Raw genomic sequence first — 15,202 nt, forward strand, 5'->3', positions numbered from 1 at the left:
AGGGTTCAGGCCAGGTGCGCTTTGGCCCGCAAACCATCGGCGGTGTGATCAATTACATCACTCCCGCCGCGCCGGAGGAATTGACCGCGCGTTTTACCGGCAGCGCCGGCAACCGCGACACGTTGAGCCTTGATGGCATGGTCGGCGGGCGGGCGCTGGGCGGCGGTGTGCTGTTGCACATCAATCACAAGGAAACCGACGGCTATCGCGACAATCAGCATCTGCGCTTCACCGATATCTTTGTGAAGGGCAGTTGGGACCTGGGCGCGGATCACGGCATCACCCTGAAATTGTCGCGCTTCCGCGAAAACAGCCAGATCACCTATTCCGGGCTGACCCGCGCCGAATTTGCCGCCAACCCGCGCGGTAACAATTTCACCAACGATGATTTCCAAACCGAACGGATGAGCGCGGCGCTGGCGCATCGCTGGAACCTGGCCGACGGTGCCACCCTGCGCACCACAGCCTATTATCATTATTTCAGCCGCGATTGGTGGCGGCAATCATCCAACAGCGGCCAGCGCCCCAACGATGCCAGTGATCCGGCCTGCGGCGGGCTGGCCAATCTGAACAGCGGTTGCGGCAACGAAGGGCGCTTGCGCGATTATGATACGTGGGGTGTCGAAACCCGGCTCAGCCTCGACCATGAGCTGCTGGGATTGGGCTTGGGCGGCGAAACCGAGCTGGGCATTCGCTTTCACGAGGAACGCCAGCGTCGCCGTCAGCTGAACGGCGACACGCCAACGGCGCGCGCGGCTGGCACTGGCATCAATGCCGGCGTGCGGGAAAATAATCAGCGCGATGCTTCGGCATTCGCGGCTTTCTTCCAGTCGCGTCTGGAATTCGGCGCGCTGGCCATCATCCCCGGCGTCCGCGCCGAGTTCATCGAATATGCCCGGCGCAATCTGGCTGTCGATGTGCTGGCCGGCGGCCGGCCCAGCGGCCTCACGACGACGCCGACCAGCGCGCAGGCCAGCCTCGATAAATTGCTGCCGGGCGTTGGTTTCACGCTGGCGCTGGCGCCGGACGTGACGCTTTACGGCGGCGCGCACCGCGGTTTTGCGCCGCCGCGCGTCGAAGACATCATCACGTCGGGCGGCGGCTCCGTTGATCTGGATGCCGAGCTGAGCTGGAATTGGGAAGCCGGACTGCGCGGCAGCATCGCCAAGGGGCTGAAGGGCGATGCCACCTTGTTCGTGATGGATTTTTCCAACCAGATCGTTTCGCAATCGGTGGCGGGCGGCATCGGCACCACCCTCACCTCCGCCGGCCGCACCCTGCACCGCGGCGCGGAAATGGCGCTTACCCTGTCCAGCCGTGATGGCGGTTGGACGGACGCGCAAACCGATGTGTTTGCGCGTGTTTCCGCCACTTGGGTCGCTGATGCCCGGTTCAACAGCACGCGGATTGCCACTGTGCCGTGTTTTGATGGCGCGGCCGCCGGTACGCTGGTGGCCACCGGTGCTGGCCCGGCGGCGTGCGGCATGGCCCGCGATGTGCGCGGCAATCGCCTGCCCTACAGCCCGGAATGGTTGATCAATGCGGCTGTCGGCGTGGAGCACAAGGGCTTCACCGGCCAGGTTGAACTGGTTGGCCAGTCCAGCATGTTCGGCGATGATGTGAACCTGATTCCGGTAACGCCCGATGGCCAGCGCGGCCGCATCGGCGGCTGGGGCCAGGTGAATGTCGCGCTGTCCTATGGCCCGCCCAAAGGCCATTGGGAGGTGTTCGTGTCGGCGCGCAACCTGTTCGATCGCCTGTACGTGATCGACCGCGCCCGCGGCATGCTGCCGGGCCAGCCGTTCATGCTGCAGGGCGGCGTGACGCTGCGGTACTGAGCCCGTTTGCGCGCAAAAAAGCGGGCGGTGCCGGATTGGCACCGCCCGCTGTTTCGTTCAGGCGCGTCTGTTCAGGCGCAAATCACGCCCCTTCGGTGGGCGCCGGCAGTGCCTTGGGCATTTTCTTGGCCTTCGGCTTCCTGATTGCTGGCACGATTTCGAAGGTGAGAGCGTTGTCCTTGGCGTGAACGCGCACTTCGCCGCCGTTCACCAGCTTGCCGAACAACAGCTCCTCCGCCAGCGGCTGCTTGATCTTTTCCTGGATCAGGCGGCCCATCGGGCGGGCGCCATACAGCCGGTCATAGCCGCGCGCGATCAGCCAAGCCTTGGCTTCATCAGTCAGGCTGATGTGCACGTCCCGGTCCGCCAGCTGCAATTCCAGTTGCAGCACGAACTTGTCGATTACCATCGTCACCACACTGGGCGGCAGATAGGCAAACGGCACCGTGGCGTCGAGGCGGTTGCGGAATTCCGGGCTGAACATCTTCTTGATGGCCTCCTCGTCCTCACCTTCGCGGGTGGCAGCGCCAAAGCCGATGCCTTCACGCGCCATGTCGGCAGCGCCGGCATTGGTGGTCATGATCAGGATGACGTTGCGGAAATCCACCGTTTTGCCGTGGTGATCGGTGAGCTTGCCGTTGTCCATCACCTGCAACAGGATGTTGAACAGATCGGGGTGGGCCTTTTCGATTTCATCGAGCAGCAGCACCGAATGCGGCTGCTGATCGACGGCATCGGTGAGCAGGCCGCCCTGATCGAAGCCGACATAGCCGGGAGGCGCACCGATCAGCCGGCTGACCGAGTGACGTTCCATATATTCCGACATGTCGAAGCGGGTGAGCGGGATGCCCATGATGGCCGCCAGCTGTTTGGCGACTTCGGTCTTGCCCACGCCGGTGGGGCCACTGAACAAATAGCAGCCGATCGGTTTGTCGGGCTCGCGCAGGCCAGCACGGGACAGTTTGATGGCGCTGGCCACCTTTTCGATGGCGGCATCCTGGCCGAACACCACGCGCTTGAGATCGGCGTCGAGCGTTTTCAGTTGCGCCTTGTCGTCGGTGGAAACGCTTTTTGGCGGGATGCGGGCCATGGTGGCGATCACCGCCTCCACTTCCTTGACGCCGATGATCTTCTTGCGCTTGTTTTCCGGCAGCAGCATCTGCGACGCGCCGCTTTCATCGATCACGTCGATGGCCTTGTCGGGCAGCTTGCGATCGTTGATGTAGCGCGCCGAAAGCTCCACCGCGGCCTTGATGGCATCGGGGGTGTATTTCAGCTTGTGATGCTCTTCATACGACGGGCGCAGGCCCATCAGGATCTTGATGCTGTCCTCGATGCTGGGTTCGTTCACGTCGATTTTCTGGAAGCGGCGCAGCAGGGCGCGGTCCTTTTCGAAGTGGTTGCGAAATTCCTTGTAGGTGGTGGAGCCGATGCAGCGGATGGCACCGGACGACAGCGCGGGTTTCAGCAGGTTGGACGCGTCCATTGCGCCGCCGCTGGTCGCGCCAGCACCGATCACCGTGTGGATTTCATCGATGAACAGCACGGCGTGCGGCAGCTTTTCCAGCTCGTTCACGACATTCTTCAACCGTTCCTCGAAATCGCCGCGATAGCGCGTGCCAGCCAGCAGCGCGCCCATGTCCAGGCTGTAGATCACGGCGGGCAGCAACACTTCCGGCACCTGGCCTTCGACGATCTTGCGCGCCAGACCTTCGGCAATCGCAGTTTTACCGACGCCGGGATCACCCACATACAGCGGGTTGTTTTTCGAACGCCGGCACAGGATCTGGATGGTGCGGTCCACCTCGGCATGGCGGCCGATGAGCGGATCGACCTTGCCGATCTTGGCTTTCTCATTGAGGTTGACGGTGAACTGCTTGAGCGCGCTTTCGCCGCCCTTCTTGTCGGATTTTTCCGGTTTGGCCGGCTTTTCTTCCGGCTCGTCCCGGTCGCTGCCGCCAGCCGAACCGCCACTTGAACCACGCGGCGGCTTGGCTTCGGATTGGCCGGATTTGGCGATGCCGTGGCTGATGAAGCTGACGGCATCGAGCCGCGTCATGTCCTGCTGCTGCAGGAAAAACACGGCATGGCTTTCGCGTTCGGAAAACAGTGCGACCAGCACATTGGCGCCGGTCACTTCCTCGCGGCCAGAGCTTTGCACGTGCAGGATCGCCCGCTGGACCACGCGCTGGAAACCGGCGGTGGGCGAGGGATCGACACTGGAATCGGCCTTCAGCGCCGAAAGCTCGGTGTCGAGATAGCGGATCAACTGGCTCTGCAATTCCTCCAGTTCCACATTGCAGGCCTTCATCACCTCGGCACCGTGGGTATCGCTGGTGAGTGCCAGCAACAGGTGTTCGAGCGTTGCATATTCATGCGTGCGGCGCGCGGCTTCGGCCAGCGCGTTGTGCAGGGTCTTTTCGAGTTCGCGGGTGAACGAGGGCATCAACTTCTCCGGTAGCGCGTCTTTCGGGGGAAAGGTGCGCCGTTTGCCGGTCCGGCCAGTCGCCGGGCCACAAAGGGAATGTCTGCGCGGCATGGCCAAACATCAAGTAGCAAACGGCAAATGCCGGGAATATTGTATGTGGCATCGGCGCGCAGGCCGCGCCATGATGCGGACATCAAAGGGAGAAAGATGATGCGTGCGTTTCTGGCTGCGCTGTTGATCGCGGCGGCTCCGGCGGCAGCTCCGGCGGCGGCCCAGCCGGCCGTTATGGCCAGTGCGCCGGCAGCGGCGGCCCCCGGCTATGTTGCGGGCCAGTCGCCGCTGGCGCTCCTGCGCCTGCTGCCGCCGCCGCCCGAAACCGGCAGCAGCGAGGCGCAGGCCGACAAATATCTGTATCGCCAGGGCCGGCGGGGTATCGGCGGGCCGCTGTGGCAGCAGGCGGTCGGCCAGCTGGGCGTGACCAGCCCCAGCTTCGTCAAAGCGGTGAGCTGTGCGCTGGGTGCCGCGATCACGCCGCAAACGACGCCGGCGACCATGGCCCTGCTGCGCCGCGCCGGCACCGATCTGGGCCGCGCCGTGTTTGCCGCCAAGGATTATTACAAGCGCCCGCGCCCGTTCACCACCGACAGGGGCAAGGCGTGCGACCCGGATGCTGCGATTGATGGCGGAAAAGCGCTGGGCTTTTCCTATCCATCGGGCCATGCGGCTGTGGGCTGGCTGTGGGGGTTGATCCTGTCGGATGCGCGCCCCGAACGCAGCGCGGTGCTGCTGAAGTTCGGCAAGACAACCGGCGATCTGCGCATCGCCTGCCGGGTGCACTGGGCGTCCGACGTGACGAACGGCCGCCTGCTCGCCACCGCGCTCTATCAGCAAATCGCGGATTCGGCTGATTACAAGGCCGATCTGGTGAAGGCGCGTTTGGAACTGGCGCTGGCATCGGTGCCGGAAGGCTGCCCGGCGTAGTCCAGCCAAGCAAAAAGGGCGGCCAGATCGCTCCGGCCGCCCCTTCGACGAAACTCCGACTCTGCGATCAGGCTGCGATGGCGGCGCGGCGGCGGCGGGCGGCAAAACCGACCATGCCGAAGCCGGCGAGCAGCAGTGCCCACGACGCCGGTTCCGGAACGACGCCGGCGACCGACGCGATGCTGATGTTGTCGATGATCGGCGAGGCTTCGGTGGCCGAGCTTTCGCTGAAGTTGAGCAGGTGCGAGGTGCTGGTGGCGGTGAAGCCATAGGACAGCAGGCTGCCGGGGTTGGTGCCGGTCGCGCCGTCGGTACCGTTCACCGTGAACGCCAGCCCGGCGATGCCGCCGTTCAGCACGTAAGCCTGACCGGGACGGTTGTCGCCCGACAGCAGGAAGGACAGCGTGTAATTGGTGCCGATGGTGAGCCCGGTGATCAGCCGCGATGCCGAGCCGTTGGTTTCGTTCAGCAACAGCGCGCCGTCTTCGCCCTCGATAGGGGTGGCGAGGAAGGTGCTGCTGGTGTTGAAGGTCCAGCCGCCAAAATCATTGATGAAAAAATAGGTCGTCGGGCCGAAACGATCGCTGGTGTCGGCATTCGACAGCAAGCTGCCGACAAAGCCGGGCGCATTGAAATTTTCGGAATAGACCGTCGCGGCGCCGGCAGCGGTGCCAACGAGCAGCAGGGCGGCGGCGATGGTGTTGGCGATCAGTTTCATGGGGCAAGCCTTTGCAACGGAGTAAATACTTCGTAAATTTTTATGCAAGAAGCGGGCCAAAGCCACGAAGTTAATGATTCCATGTAGTTGACCGGATCGGTCAAAGAGCAACTGTAAAGCCTGCCGACAGTTGAGCGCAAAAAAGGCGGCGACTGTTGCCAGCCGCCGCCCGGTTTCCCAGCGTGTTCGGAGCGGGTTTTACACCGCGACTGTCTGGTTGAACGGCGTGTCCTTGTCCGGCCGCATGTCGCCGGGCAGGCCGAGCACGCGTTCGGCGATGATGTTGCGCAGGATTTCGTCGGTGCCCCCCGCAATGCGCAGCCCGGCCGAGCCGATGTAGCTGCCTTGCAGCTTGGCCAGTTCCGGATCGGCATCGGCGCCGGCGATGAAACCGTCCCCGCCCGACAGATCGAGCGCGAAGCTGGCCAGATCCTGCATCGTCTTGGCGATCACCACTTTGGAAATGGACTGTTCCGGCCCCGGCATCTGGCCCTTTGACAGCGCCGACAGCGCGCGCATCTGGGTCAGCTTGATGCCCTGATCGTTGATATAGGTCTGGGCGATTTTCTGGCGCACATCCGATGCGCCGATTGCCGGGGTGCCGTCGGGCGCATCCACGCCCTTGGCCAGCTTGATCAGCGTTTCATAGCCCGGCGCGTACCGCGGCTTGCCGCCGACGGCGAGGCGCTCGTGCATCAACGTGGTCAGCGCGACCTTCCAGCCATCACCCACTGCGCCGAGCCGGTGCGAATCGTTCACCCGCACGCCGTCGAAAAACACCTCGTTGAAATCGCTGCCGCCGGACATCTGCTTGATGCCCTTCACGGTCACACCCGGCGCCTTCATGTCGACGATGAACATGCTCAGCCCCTTGTGCTTGGGCAGCGACGGATCGGTGCGGCACACGACAATGCCGAAATCGCTGGCGTGGGCAAAACTGGTCCACACCTTCTGGCCGTCGATCACCCATTCATCGCCCCCTGAACTGGTATCGCGCACCGCCTTGGTGCGAATGCCGGCCAGATCGGAGCCAGCGGCGGGTTCGGAAAACAGCTGGCACCAGACTTCTTCACCAATCAGGGCCTTGGGCACATAACGCTGGATGGCTTCGGGCTGGCCGTGGCTGAAAACGGTGGGGATGCACATGCCCAGGCCGATGGAATACAGGCCCTGCGGCACGTGAAAGCGGCTTTCTTCCTGGCCGTAGATGATGCTGTGCATCGGCGTCAGACCCTGGCCGCCGAACATCGTGGGCCAGGTGATGCCAGTATAGCCGCCAGCGTGCTTCCTGGCCTGCCAGGCTTTGGAACGTGCGATGAACTCAGGCAATTTCATGCCCTCTGGTGCCGGCTCGCGGTAGTCGGCGGCGTTTTCATCCAGCCAGGTGCGCACGGCGGCGCGATATTCGGCTTCCTGCGGCGTATCGTTGAAATCCATGGTGTCTCTCCCGTCGTTCTTTTCAGCCGCGACCGCTCAGCGTGTCGAGGCGCATTTCGTCACGCGGCGGCGCGGTTGCGTTGCTCCAGCGCGCGTACCAGCCGATCGGCCCACCAGCCGCGCGGGCCGAGTGCGGCCACCAGCGCCCGGTTGCGGCGGTAATAAAACTGGCAATCGCTTTCCCAAGTGAAGCCGATGCCGCCGTGCAGCTGCACGTTTTCCTCGGCGCAAAACGCCAGCGCATCAAGGCTGGCAACGCGGGCAGCAGCGGCGGCCTGGCGCAATTCCGGCCCGTTCATGCCGATCATCGCCACCCCATGCAGCGCGTGGGCGCGGGCCAGTTCCAGCTTGATATACATGTCCGCACACTTGTGTTTGACCGATTGGTAGCGGCCGATTTTCTGGCCAAAGGCCACGCGGGTCTTGGCGTAATCCACGCTCATCGCCATCGCCGATGCAGCGGTGCCGATGGCTTCATAAGCCAGGATGATGGCGGCGCGGTCGAGCCAATCCTGATAATCGGCCGCCGTGCCAAGCGCTTCGGCCGGCGTGGCGTTCAGCGTCAGCTTGCCGTGGCGGCGGACGAGATCGACGGTTTCGACAGCGGCGGTTTGCGCGCCCTGCAGATCGACGATGTACAGCTGCGGGCCGTCGGCGCCGGCTGCCGCCACAATAGCGACATGAGCCAGCGCAAGGTCTGCCACCGGCTGCTTGACGCCGGTCAGCGTGCTGCCGCTGGCCGTGGTTTTCACCGTGGCCGGGTTCACGGCGCCGGGTTCGCTCCAGGCGGCGACGGCGATGATCTCGCCGCTGGCGATGCCGGGCAGCCACCGGGCCTGCTGCGCTTCGCTGCCGGCTAGCACCAGTGCTTCGGTGGCGAGAAGGGTGGAGACCAGTGGCACATGCGCCAACGACCCGCCGGCGGCTTCGGCCAGTTGCGCCACTTCTTCCACCGTGAGGCCCAGCCCGCCGTGCGCTTCGGGCACGCGTGCCGCTGTCCAGCCGAGTTCGGCGATGTCTTTCCACAGCGCGGCGTCCATGGCGGCGGCACCTTCGGCCATCGCCAGCCTCGCCGGGCCGGTGCCGGCGCGTTCGGCGAGCAGCTTGCGCGCTTGTTCACCGAGTTCCTTGGCTTCGTCGGAAAAATCGAAATTCACGGGTCTCTCCCCAAAACTGATCGCGGCGCAGATTACGCGCGGGCTGCGGCCAGGCAACCTGACGCTTTTGGCGCGGTCACAGTTTGTGCGCGCTGAGAAATTCGTAATGCGGCCGGCATTCATCACGAACCCGTGCCGCTTCGCTGGTCAGTTCCGGCAACGGCCCATTGTGCCCGTCAAATCCGGTGGAGGCCAGCACCCGGCCATACCAGTGCGGCGCCCACACGCCGTCGCTGGCATGCGGGCCGGCGGGCCAGTGCAGCATGGCGGCGTCCCACACGATCTCCAGCGCGGCGCACAGGCGGCTCAGCGTTCCCGCCGGATCGGCCAGCACATCGGCCGAATCGACTACCGGCGGCGCATGGCCCAGCCGGTCAGCTTCAGCCTCGAACCAGGCGCGCTGTTTGGCGAAACCCAGCCCTTGGGCCGTCACCACTTCGCGTTTTTGCGCATAGCTGGCGATCACGCGTTCGGGCGCGCGGATTAGGAAGGCATGTGTGAAACCGGGCAAGTCCGCCAACTGCACCGGGCCAACCATGTGGTGCACCATGTGCTTTTGATACCAGACGGGCCGTCTGCACGGGCCGGACAGCGCGGCGGTCACACTATGCCAATCGCAGTCCATCGCGGCGATCACCTCGGCGGCCATCGGGTGATCATCGCCGGTGTGTTTGAGGTAGGCGCCGTAGAACGGCTCGTCGCTCACCACCGTATCGGCCCGCGCGCCGAAGCTGCGCATCATTGCGGTCGAAAGGTTGCGCGGGCCGGACCACATTGCAATGCGAAGCGTCACGACCGCGCCCGCGCTGCCACATCCGCCTCGATCAGCGCACGGTACAAGACCTGCAACCGTTCAACCATCGGCCCCCGCCCGTCCGTGAGTTTGCGGCCGTCGATGCTGGTCACCGGCACCACGCCGGCGAAGGTGCCGGTGACGAACGCCTCGCTCGCCGAATAGACATCGGTGAGCGAGAAATTGCGCTGGAACACCGGGATGCCGGCATCTTCGCACACCGCGATGACGTTGCCGCGCGTGATGCCGGCGAGGCAATAATCGCCGGTGGAGGTCCACACTTCGTCGAACCCGCGCCGACCGGGTTTGACGATGAAGAAGTGCGTCGAATTGCACGTCGCCACAAAGCCGTGCGGATCGAGCATCAACGCCTCGTCTGCCCCGGCCTGCGTTGCCTGGATGCAGGCGGTGATGCAGTTGAGCTTGCTGTGGCTGTTGAGCTTGGGGTCCTGCACGTCGGGGTATCCGCGCCGCACGTGGACGGTGGCGAGGCGGATGCCGCGTTGGATCGTGGCGGGCAGCGGGTCCTTGTGTTCGGCGATGATGACGATGGTGGCGGGGGACACCACTACGCGCGGATCCTGATACGGCGTCGATCGCAGGCCGCGGGTGACCATCAGGCGAATGTGGCAGGCGGTCATCGCGTTGGCGTCGATGGTGGCGTAAATTCGCCGTTCCATCTCGGCGCGCGTGATGCCGATATCCATGAAGATCGCCTTGGCGCCTTCCCACAACCGGTCCAGATGCTGATCCAGAAACGCGATGCGCCCGGCGTGGACGCGCAAGCCCTCCCACACGCCGTCACCAAGCATGAAGCCGCTGTCGAACACGCTCACCATTGCTTCGGCACGGCGCAACAGTTGGCCATTCACGTTGATCAGGATGGTTTCGTTGCGCGGATCGGCGACGAAATCGTGGGTACCCAATGATGTGGTCATGCGCCTACTTCTTGAACAAGGTGTCGGCCGCCGCGCGAAAACTGGCCGCGCCGCCGCGTTTTGTGCAGGTGCGCGCCAGTTCCGTCTCCAGCGCGGCGATGCGATCATCCAGATCGGCGATGGACAGGCGATCGAGGTCCTCGCGGGCCATATCTGCGAGCGGGTCACTTTTTTTGCGGGGCAGATCTTCGTCGAACATGCCGCAACGGTTGACCGGGCCACGCCGCCTGTCAATATCCGCGGTCATGACCATCCCCACACACATGACCGCCATCGACCCTGCCGCCCCGGGAGGGCCGGAGGTGCTCGTCCCCGTTTCCCGCCCCGTCCCGCAGCCTGGCCCCGGCGACGTGCTGGTGAAGGTGGCAGCGGCCGGGGTGAACCGGCCCGATGTGCTGCAACGGCTGGGCCTGTATCCGATGCCGCCGGGTACGCCGACGATCATGGGCCTCGAAATCGCCGGCACCGTGGTGGCGGTGGGCGATGAGGTGACGCGCTGGCGGCCCGGCGATGCGGTGTGCGCGCTGGTGGCGGGCGGCGGCTATGCCGAATATTGCACTGCGCCTGCCGGCCAGTGCCTGCCCGTGCCGGCGGGCATGAGCATGGTGGATGCCGCCGGACTGCCCGAAACCTGGTTCACCGTATGGTCGAATGTGATGGACCGGGGCCGGGCGCGGCCGGGGGAAAGCATCCTGATCCACGGCGGCACCAGCGGCATCGGCATCACCGCGCTGCAACTGGCGGCTGAAGTGGGGCTGACCGCGATTGCGACCTGCGGCAGCGATGAAAAATGCGCCGCTGCCAAGGCGCACGGCGCAGCGCACGCCATCAATTACCGCACACAGGATTTCGCGGCCGAAGTGCTGGCGTTCACCGGCGGGCGCGGCGTCGATATCGTGCTCGATATGGTCGGCGGCGATTATGTGCCCAAGAATATCGTCTGTCTGGCGGATGAAGGCCGCAACGTGAGCATCGCGTTCCAGCGCGGACCGACGGCGGAGATCAATCTTGCGCTCGTCATGCGCAAGCGGCTGGTGCTCACTGGATCGACGCTGCGGCCCCGCCCGATTGCGTTCAAGGCGGCGATTGCCGAAGTGCTGGAAGGCGCGATCTGGCCGGCGTTCGAAGCCGGGCGGCTGACGCCGGTGACGGACAGCGTGTTCCCCTTGGCCGACGCTGCTGCCGCGCATGAGCGGATGGAAGCGGGTACGCATGTCGGCAAGATCGTGTTGAGCGTCAGCTGACGACGCCCTTGGGGGTGAAGCAGTCGTCCTGCCATTCGCCGCTGGCCAGTACCGCGTGCAGCGCCGCCAGCGCCAGGCCGACATCGGCAAAGCGGGTGGTGAGCGCCGGGAAGCCAAAACGCATCGCGTCGGGCGGGCGCATGTCGCCCACCACGCCGCGCGCGATCAGGGCGATCATCACGCGGCGGGCTGCCGGGTGGCGGATGATGCAGTGCGCGGCGCGACGTTCAAAGGGGCGGCCAGCGGGCAGCGAATCGACGGTGACGCCGGGCAGGTGGGCAGCGCCGGCGGCGAACAGCTGGACCAGCTGGCGAGATTTGGCTTCGGCGGCGGCCATGTCGATGCCGGCGAAGGTGGCCACCCCGGCTTCCAGCGCGCGCATGGCGAGGATTGGCGGAGTGCCGGTGAGCAGCCGGCGGGCACCGGCAGCCGGCGCATAATCGGCAGCGAAATCGAAAGGGCGGGCATGGCCCATCCACCCCGTCAGCGCCGGCTGCGCGCTGTCCCAGTGACGGCGGGCGAGATAGGCGAAGGCCGGCGCACCGGGGCCGCCGTTCAGATATTTATAGCCGCAGCCCACCGCGAAATCGGCACCATCAGCATCCAGAGCGACCACCAAAGCGCCGGCGGCATGCGACAAGTCCCACAGCGTCAGCGCGCCAGCAGCATGAGCGGCGGCGTTCATCGTCGCCATGTCGTGCACCTGCCCGGTCACATAATGCGCGTGGGACAGCAGCAGCAGTGCGGTGTCGTCGTCCAGCGCCGCGACAAGATCAGCGCGGGCGGCGCGTTTGAGCGTGACGCCGGCCAGCTGGCACAGGCCCTGCATCACATAGGCATCGGTGGGGAAATCGTCGGCCTCCATCAGAACCGTGCGGCGGCCGGGGCGCATCGCCAGTGCGGCGCTGGCCAGCTTGAACAGATTGAGGCTGACCGAATCGCAGGCCACCACCGCGCCGGCTTCAGCGCCGACGATCGGGGCGATGGCGGCGCCCAATGTCACCGGCAAATCGATCCAGCCGGCATCGTTCCAGCTGCGGATCAGGCCGCTGCCCCATTCGTGCGCCAGCGTGTGCGCCAGTGATGCAGGCAGGGCAGCAGGCAATGGCCCCAACGAGTTGCCATCAAGATAGACCAGGCCGGGCGGCAACCGGAAACGGGCGCGGGCGGCGCCGAGAGGATCGGCGGCGTCGAGCGCGGCCAGCTGGGCGGGTGAAGGCATCATCGTGCGCCCTTGCGCCACAGCCGCGGCTCCATTACAACCCTCGTCGTCCAGCCGTCCCCCCAGGGGCGGCTGTTTTCATGTTCGCAAAGGAGCCACCACCATGGCCGCCAACCTGCCCCTGATGCCGCACGCCACCGCCGCCTGGCTGGTGGACGACAGCGCACTCACCTTCCCGCAGATCGCCGAATTCTGCGGCCTGCACGTGCTGGAAGTGCAGGCGATCGCCGATGATACCGCCGCCACCAAGCTGAAGGGCCGTGATCCGATCCGCGCCGGCGAACTCACCCGCGAGGAATTGACCGCCGGTGAAGCCAATCCGGACCATGTGGTGAAAATCTCGCGCATGCCCGAACAGGCGCGCCGCACGTCCGGCCCGCGCTACACTCCGGTATCGAAGCGGCAGGACAAGCCGGACGGCATCTTGTGGATCATCAAGAATCACCCGGAAATCACCGACGGCCAGATTTCCAAGCTCATCGGCACCACCAAGACGACGATTGCCGCCATCCGCGACAAGAGCCACTGGAATTATGCCAACCTGCAGCCGCGTGATCCCGTTACGCTGGGCCTGACCAGCCAGCGTGAAATGGATGCGCTGGTGGCTGCGGCTGCGAAGAAGGCCGGCATCGATACCAGCATTGACCCCGAAAAGGTGGAAACCGAACGCGCCGCGCTGATCAATCAGCTGCAGGCCGAACGTTATGCGGCGGCCAACGCGCCGGAAACCCCTGTATCCAACACGCCCGGCACTGCGCTGGAGCAGGGCGAGGCGCTGTTCCGCCGTTGAGAGCCGACTCCCCTCCCGCAAGCGGGAGCGGAGCTATTCTTCGCGCCCGCCCAGCGGCAACGGCAGTTCGCGCGGCGGCTCGCGGTCGAGCAGGCCGGCGGCTTTGAGATCGGCCATGCCGGGCAGATCGCGGCGAGCGGCAAGATTGAAATGCGCCAGAAACGCCGGCGTGGTGGCATATTGCAGGGGCCGGCCTGGCGTTTCGCGTCGGCCGGCGGGGCGAACCCAGCCGGCTTCCATCAACACATCGATGGTGCCGCCCGAGATGGAAACGCCGCGGATTTCTTCGATTTCGGGGCGCGTCACCGGTTCGTGATAGGCGATCACCGCCAGCGTCTCGACGCCGGCGCGGGAGAGTTTCTTCACGGTTTCGCGGCTGGTACGCAGGAAATGGCCCAGATCGGGCGCGGTCTGGAACTGCCAGCGGCCGCCGCGTTCGACGAGGTTGATGCCGCGCGGCGCATAGGATTGCGCCAGCGCCTGCAAGGTGGGCAACAGATCACCGCGTTCGCCCACGTGCCGGGTCATTTCGGTCAGGGTCAGCGGCGCTTCGGCAGCGAACAGGATGGCTTCCAAAGCCCGTGTGAGCGCCAAGTCTTCACTCATGACGGGCCCTCAACAAGATGGGGGCAAAGGCGGCGCCTTGCGACAGCGTCGCCTTGCCCTGGCGGGTGAGTTCGAGTGCGGCGACAAAGCTGGAGGCCAGCACGGAGCGGGCATAGGCTTCATCGGCCAGATCGGCGGGCAGGAAACGCACCAGTTCCGTCCAGTCGATACTGCGGCCGAGCAAATGTTCGAGCCGTTCGATGGCTTCATCCAACGCCATCACCGCCCGGCGGCGGACAATATGCACCGAGCGCGTGCGCCGCGCCGTGATCGCGCCATAGGCCGACAGCAGATCATAATAGCTGCACGCGTACGCCGTGCGCTTGTCTTCGGCGAGGCCTTCGGGATTGGGGCGGCGAAACATGTCCCAGCCCAGTTGCGGGCGGGCAAGCAGGCGCTGACCGGCGCCGCGCATGGCTTCCAGCCGTTGCAGCTGGAACTGCAGTTTCAGCGCGAGTTCGGCGGCGTCGGGCTCGGCTTCTGGGTCTTTGGGCAGCAGCAGCAGCGATTTCAGATAGGCCAGCCAGGCCGCCATCACCAGATAATCAGCTGCCAGTTCAAGGCTGAGCGCCTTGGCGTCGCGGATGTAATCCAGATATTGATCGACCAGCGCCAAGATGGAAATCTGCGCCAGATCAACCTTTTGCGCCCGCGCCAGCGTGAGCAGCAGATCGAGCGGGCCTTCCCAGCTGCCGAGTTGCAAGACCAGCGTTCCGGGTTCCGGCGCGGCTCGCACTGGCAGATCGAACTGGTCGTCCGCGATCACGCCAGCGCCAGCAGGGCGTCGCGGGCGGCAGCCCATTCCGCGACCGGGGTGGCGTCGCCTGCGCCCATCAAGTCCATTGCCGCGGCAAGGCGCGCGGCGGCGGCCTCGCTCATCACCGGCGCGGCTTCGGTGATGCACCGCATTTGCGCAAAATCACCCGAACAATGCAGCGCGATATCGCAGCCGGCATCAAGGCTGGCCAGCGCGCGGGCACCAAAGTCTTGCAGCGCATTGCTGCCCGGCGGGTGGCCGCCCGATTGCGGATTGCCCAGCGCGTGCATGCC

14 protein-coding genes and 1 pseudogene are annotated in these 15,202 nt (G+C 65.2%); 4 read left to right on the forward strand and 11 right to left on the reverse strand.

The features are described from left to right. On the forward strand, window positions 1–1,838 hold a 1,838-nt coding region (locus ACESL8_RS09925; RefSeq protein WP_372918344.1), incomplete at its 5' end, for a TonB-dependent receptor family protein. Window positions 1,839–1,920: 82 nt separating this feature from the next. Here the strand turns inward: ACESL8_RS09925 and clpA are convergent. Further along, window positions 1,921–4,284 carry an ATP-dependent Clp protease ATP-binding subunit ClpA gene (gene clpA / locus ACESL8_RS09930; protein WP_372918346.1) on the reverse strand — a complete coding sequence of 788 codons (2,364 nt, stop codon included), beginning with the start codon at window positions 4,282–4,284 and terminating at the stop codon, window positions 1,921–1,923. Between the two features lie 189 nt (window positions 4,285–4,473). On the opposite strand from clpA, the gene ACESL8_RS09935 reads away from it, so the two are divergent. Then, window positions 4,474–5,247, forward strand: coding sequence for a phosphatase PAP2 family protein (locus tag ACESL8_RS09935; protein ID WP_372918348.1), 774 nt, complete (start codon window positions 4,474–4,476; stop codon window positions 5,245–5,247). A gap of 67 nt (window positions 5,248–5,314) precedes the next feature. Here the strand turns inward: ACESL8_RS09935 and ACESL8_RS09940 are convergent, their stop codons facing one another. The 6 genes from ACESL8_RS09940 to ACESL8_RS09965 form a co-directional block, all read right to left on the reverse strand. Next, window positions 5,315–5,965 (reverse strand): PEPxxWA-CTERM sorting domain-containing protein, encoded by a 651-nt coding sequence (locus tag ACESL8_RS09940; RefSeq protein ID WP_372918350.1) that lies wholly within the window; start codon window positions 5,963–5,965, stop codon window positions 5,315–5,317. A gap of 198 nt (window positions 5,966–6,163) precedes the next feature. Continuing rightward, window positions 6,164–7,402, reverse strand: a complete 1,239-nt coding sequence (locus ACESL8_RS09945) for an acyl-CoA dehydrogenase family protein (RefSeq protein ID WP_372918352.1) — start codon at window positions 7,400–7,402, stop codon at window positions 6,164–6,166. Between the two features lie 59 nt (window positions 7,403–7,461). Further along, window positions 7,462–8,559: an acyl-CoA dehydrogenase family protein gene (locus ACESL8_RS09950; RefSeq protein WP_372918354.1), complete on the reverse strand. Its 1,098-nt coding sequence runs from the start codon at window positions 8,557–8,559 to the stop codon at window positions 7,462–7,464. A gap of 76 nt (window positions 8,560–8,635) precedes the next feature. Beyond that, on the reverse strand, window positions 8,636–9,334 hold the full coding sequence (locus ACESL8_RS09955) for an HAD family hydrolase (protein ID WP_372918370.1): 699 nt from the start codon (window positions 9,332–9,334) through the stop codon (window positions 8,636–8,638). 14 nt (window positions 9,335–9,348) lie between these two features. Next, the gene (locus ACESL8_RS09960; RefSeq protein WP_372918356.1) at window positions 9,349–10,290 is read right to left on the reverse strand and encodes an aminotransferase class IV; all 942 of its coding nucleotides are present in this window, start codon (window positions 10,288–10,290) and stop codon (window positions 9,349–9,351) included. A gap of 4 nt (window positions 10,291–10,294) precedes the next feature. Beyond that, on the reverse strand, window positions 10,295–10,543 hold the full coding sequence (locus ACESL8_RS09965; RefSeq protein WP_372918358.1) for a DUF1192 domain-containing protein: 249 nt from the start codon (window positions 10,541–10,543) through the stop codon (window positions 10,295–10,297). On the opposite strand from ACESL8_RS09965, the gene ACESL8_RS09970 reads away from it, so the two are divergent. Next, window positions 10,536–11,534, forward strand: a complete 999-nt coding sequence (locus tag ACESL8_RS09970; RefSeq protein WP_372918360.1) for an NAD(P)H-quinone oxidoreductase — start codon at window positions 10,536–10,538, stop codon at window positions 11,532–11,534. The genes ACESL8_RS09965 and ACESL8_RS09970 overlap by 8 nt on opposite strands. Here ACESL8_RS09970 and ACESL8_RS09975 read toward each other — a convergent pair. Beyond that, complete coding sequence (locus tag ACESL8_RS09975; RefSeq protein ID WP_372918362.1) at window positions 11,527–12,759, reverse strand: aminotransferase class V-fold PLP-dependent enzyme; 1,233 nt, start codon at window positions 12,757–12,759, stop codon at window positions 11,527–11,529. The genes ACESL8_RS09970 and ACESL8_RS09975 overlap by 8 nt on opposite strands. A gap of 100 nt (window positions 12,760–12,859) precedes the next feature. Between ACESL8_RS09975 and ACESL8_RS09980 the strand changes: the two genes are divergently transcribed. After that, a complete protein-coding gene (locus tag ACESL8_RS09980) occupies window positions 12,860–13,546 on the forward strand; it encodes a cell cycle transcriptional regulator TrcR (protein WP_372918364.1) in 687 nt (228 codons plus the stop codon). Window positions 13,547–13,579: 33 nt separating this feature from the next. Here ACESL8_RS09980 and scpB read toward each other — a convergent pair whose 3' ends face one another. The 3 genes and pseudogenes from scpB to ACESL8_RS09995 all read right to left on the reverse strand — a co-directional run. Further along, window positions 13,580–14,152 (reverse strand): SMC-Scp complex subunit ScpB, encoded by a 573-nt coding sequence (gene scpB, locus ACESL8_RS09985; RefSeq protein ID WP_372918366.1) that lies wholly within the window; start codon window positions 14,150–14,152, stop codon window positions 13,580–13,582. Beyond that, window positions 14,145–14,954 carry a ScpA family protein gene (locus tag ACESL8_RS09990; RefSeq protein ID WP_372918368.1) on the reverse strand — a complete coding sequence of 270 codons (810 nt, stop codon included), beginning with the start codon at window positions 14,952–14,954 and terminating at the stop codon, window positions 14,145–14,147. The genes scpB and ACESL8_RS09990 overlap by 8 nt, the downstream gene beginning before the upstream one ends. Next, window positions 14,915–15,202, reverse strand: a pseudogene (locus ACESL8_RS09995) (beta-hexosaminidase); the annotation flags it as partial. The gene ACESL8_RS09990 and the pseudogene ACESL8_RS09995, both read right to left, overlap by 40 nt.

It is taken from the genome of Sandarakinorhabdus sp. (genome assembly GCF_041689835.1).
Taxonomy (GTDB): Bacteria; Pseudomonadota; Alphaproteobacteria; order Sphingomonadales; family Sphingomonadaceae; genus Sandarakinorhabdus.

Bases quoted from the DNA above. Each gene is read 5' to 3' on its own strand.
- ACESL8_RS09940 (WP_372918350.1), bottom strand. From the start codon at position 5,965: ATGAAACTGATCGCCAACACCATCGCCGCCGCCCTGCTGCTCGTTGGC.
- ACESL8_RS09965 (WP_372918358.1), bottom strand. From the start codon at position 10,543: ATGGTCATGACCGCGGATATTGACAGGCGGCGTGGCCCGGTCAACCGT.
- ACESL8_RS09960 (WP_372918356.1), bottom strand. From the start codon at position 10,290: ATGACCACATCATTGGGTACCCACGATTTCGTCGCCGATCCGCGCAAC.
- ACESL8_RS09990 (WP_372918368.1), bottom strand. From the start codon at position 14,954: ATGGGCTGCCGCCCGCGACGCCCTGCTGGCGCTGGCGTGATCGCGGAC.
- ACESL8_RS09945 (WP_372918352.1), bottom strand. From the start codon at position 7,402: ATGGATTTCAACGATACGCCGCAGGAAGCCGAATATCGCGCCGCCGTG.
- ACESL8_RS09955 (WP_372918370.1), bottom strand. From the start codon at position 9,334: ATGTGGTCCGGCCCGCGCAACCTTTCGACCGCAATGATGCGCAGCTTC.
- ACESL8_RS09980 (WP_372918364.1), top strand. From the start codon at position 12,860: ATGGCCGCCAACCTGCCCCTGATGCCGCACGCCACCGCCGCCTGGCTG.
- ACESL8_RS09975 (WP_372918362.1), bottom strand. From the start codon at position 12,759: ATGATGCCTTCACCCGCCCAGCTGGCCGCGCTCGACGCCGCCGATCCT.
- scpB (WP_372918366.1), bottom strand. From the start codon at position 14,152: ATGAGTGAAGACTTGGCGCTCACACGGGCTTTGGAAGCCATCCTGTTC.
- ACESL8_RS09970 (WP_372918360.1), top strand. From the start codon at position 10,536: ATGACCATCCCCACACACATGACCGCCATCGACCCTGCCGCCCCGGGA.
- clpA (WP_372918346.1), bottom strand. From the start codon at position 4,284: ATGCCCTCGTTCACCCGCGAACTCGAAAAGACCCTGCACAACGCGCTG.
- ACESL8_RS09935 (WP_372918348.1), top strand. From the start codon at position 4,474: ATGATGCGTGCGTTTCTGGCTGCGCTGTTGATCGCGGCGGCTCCGGCG.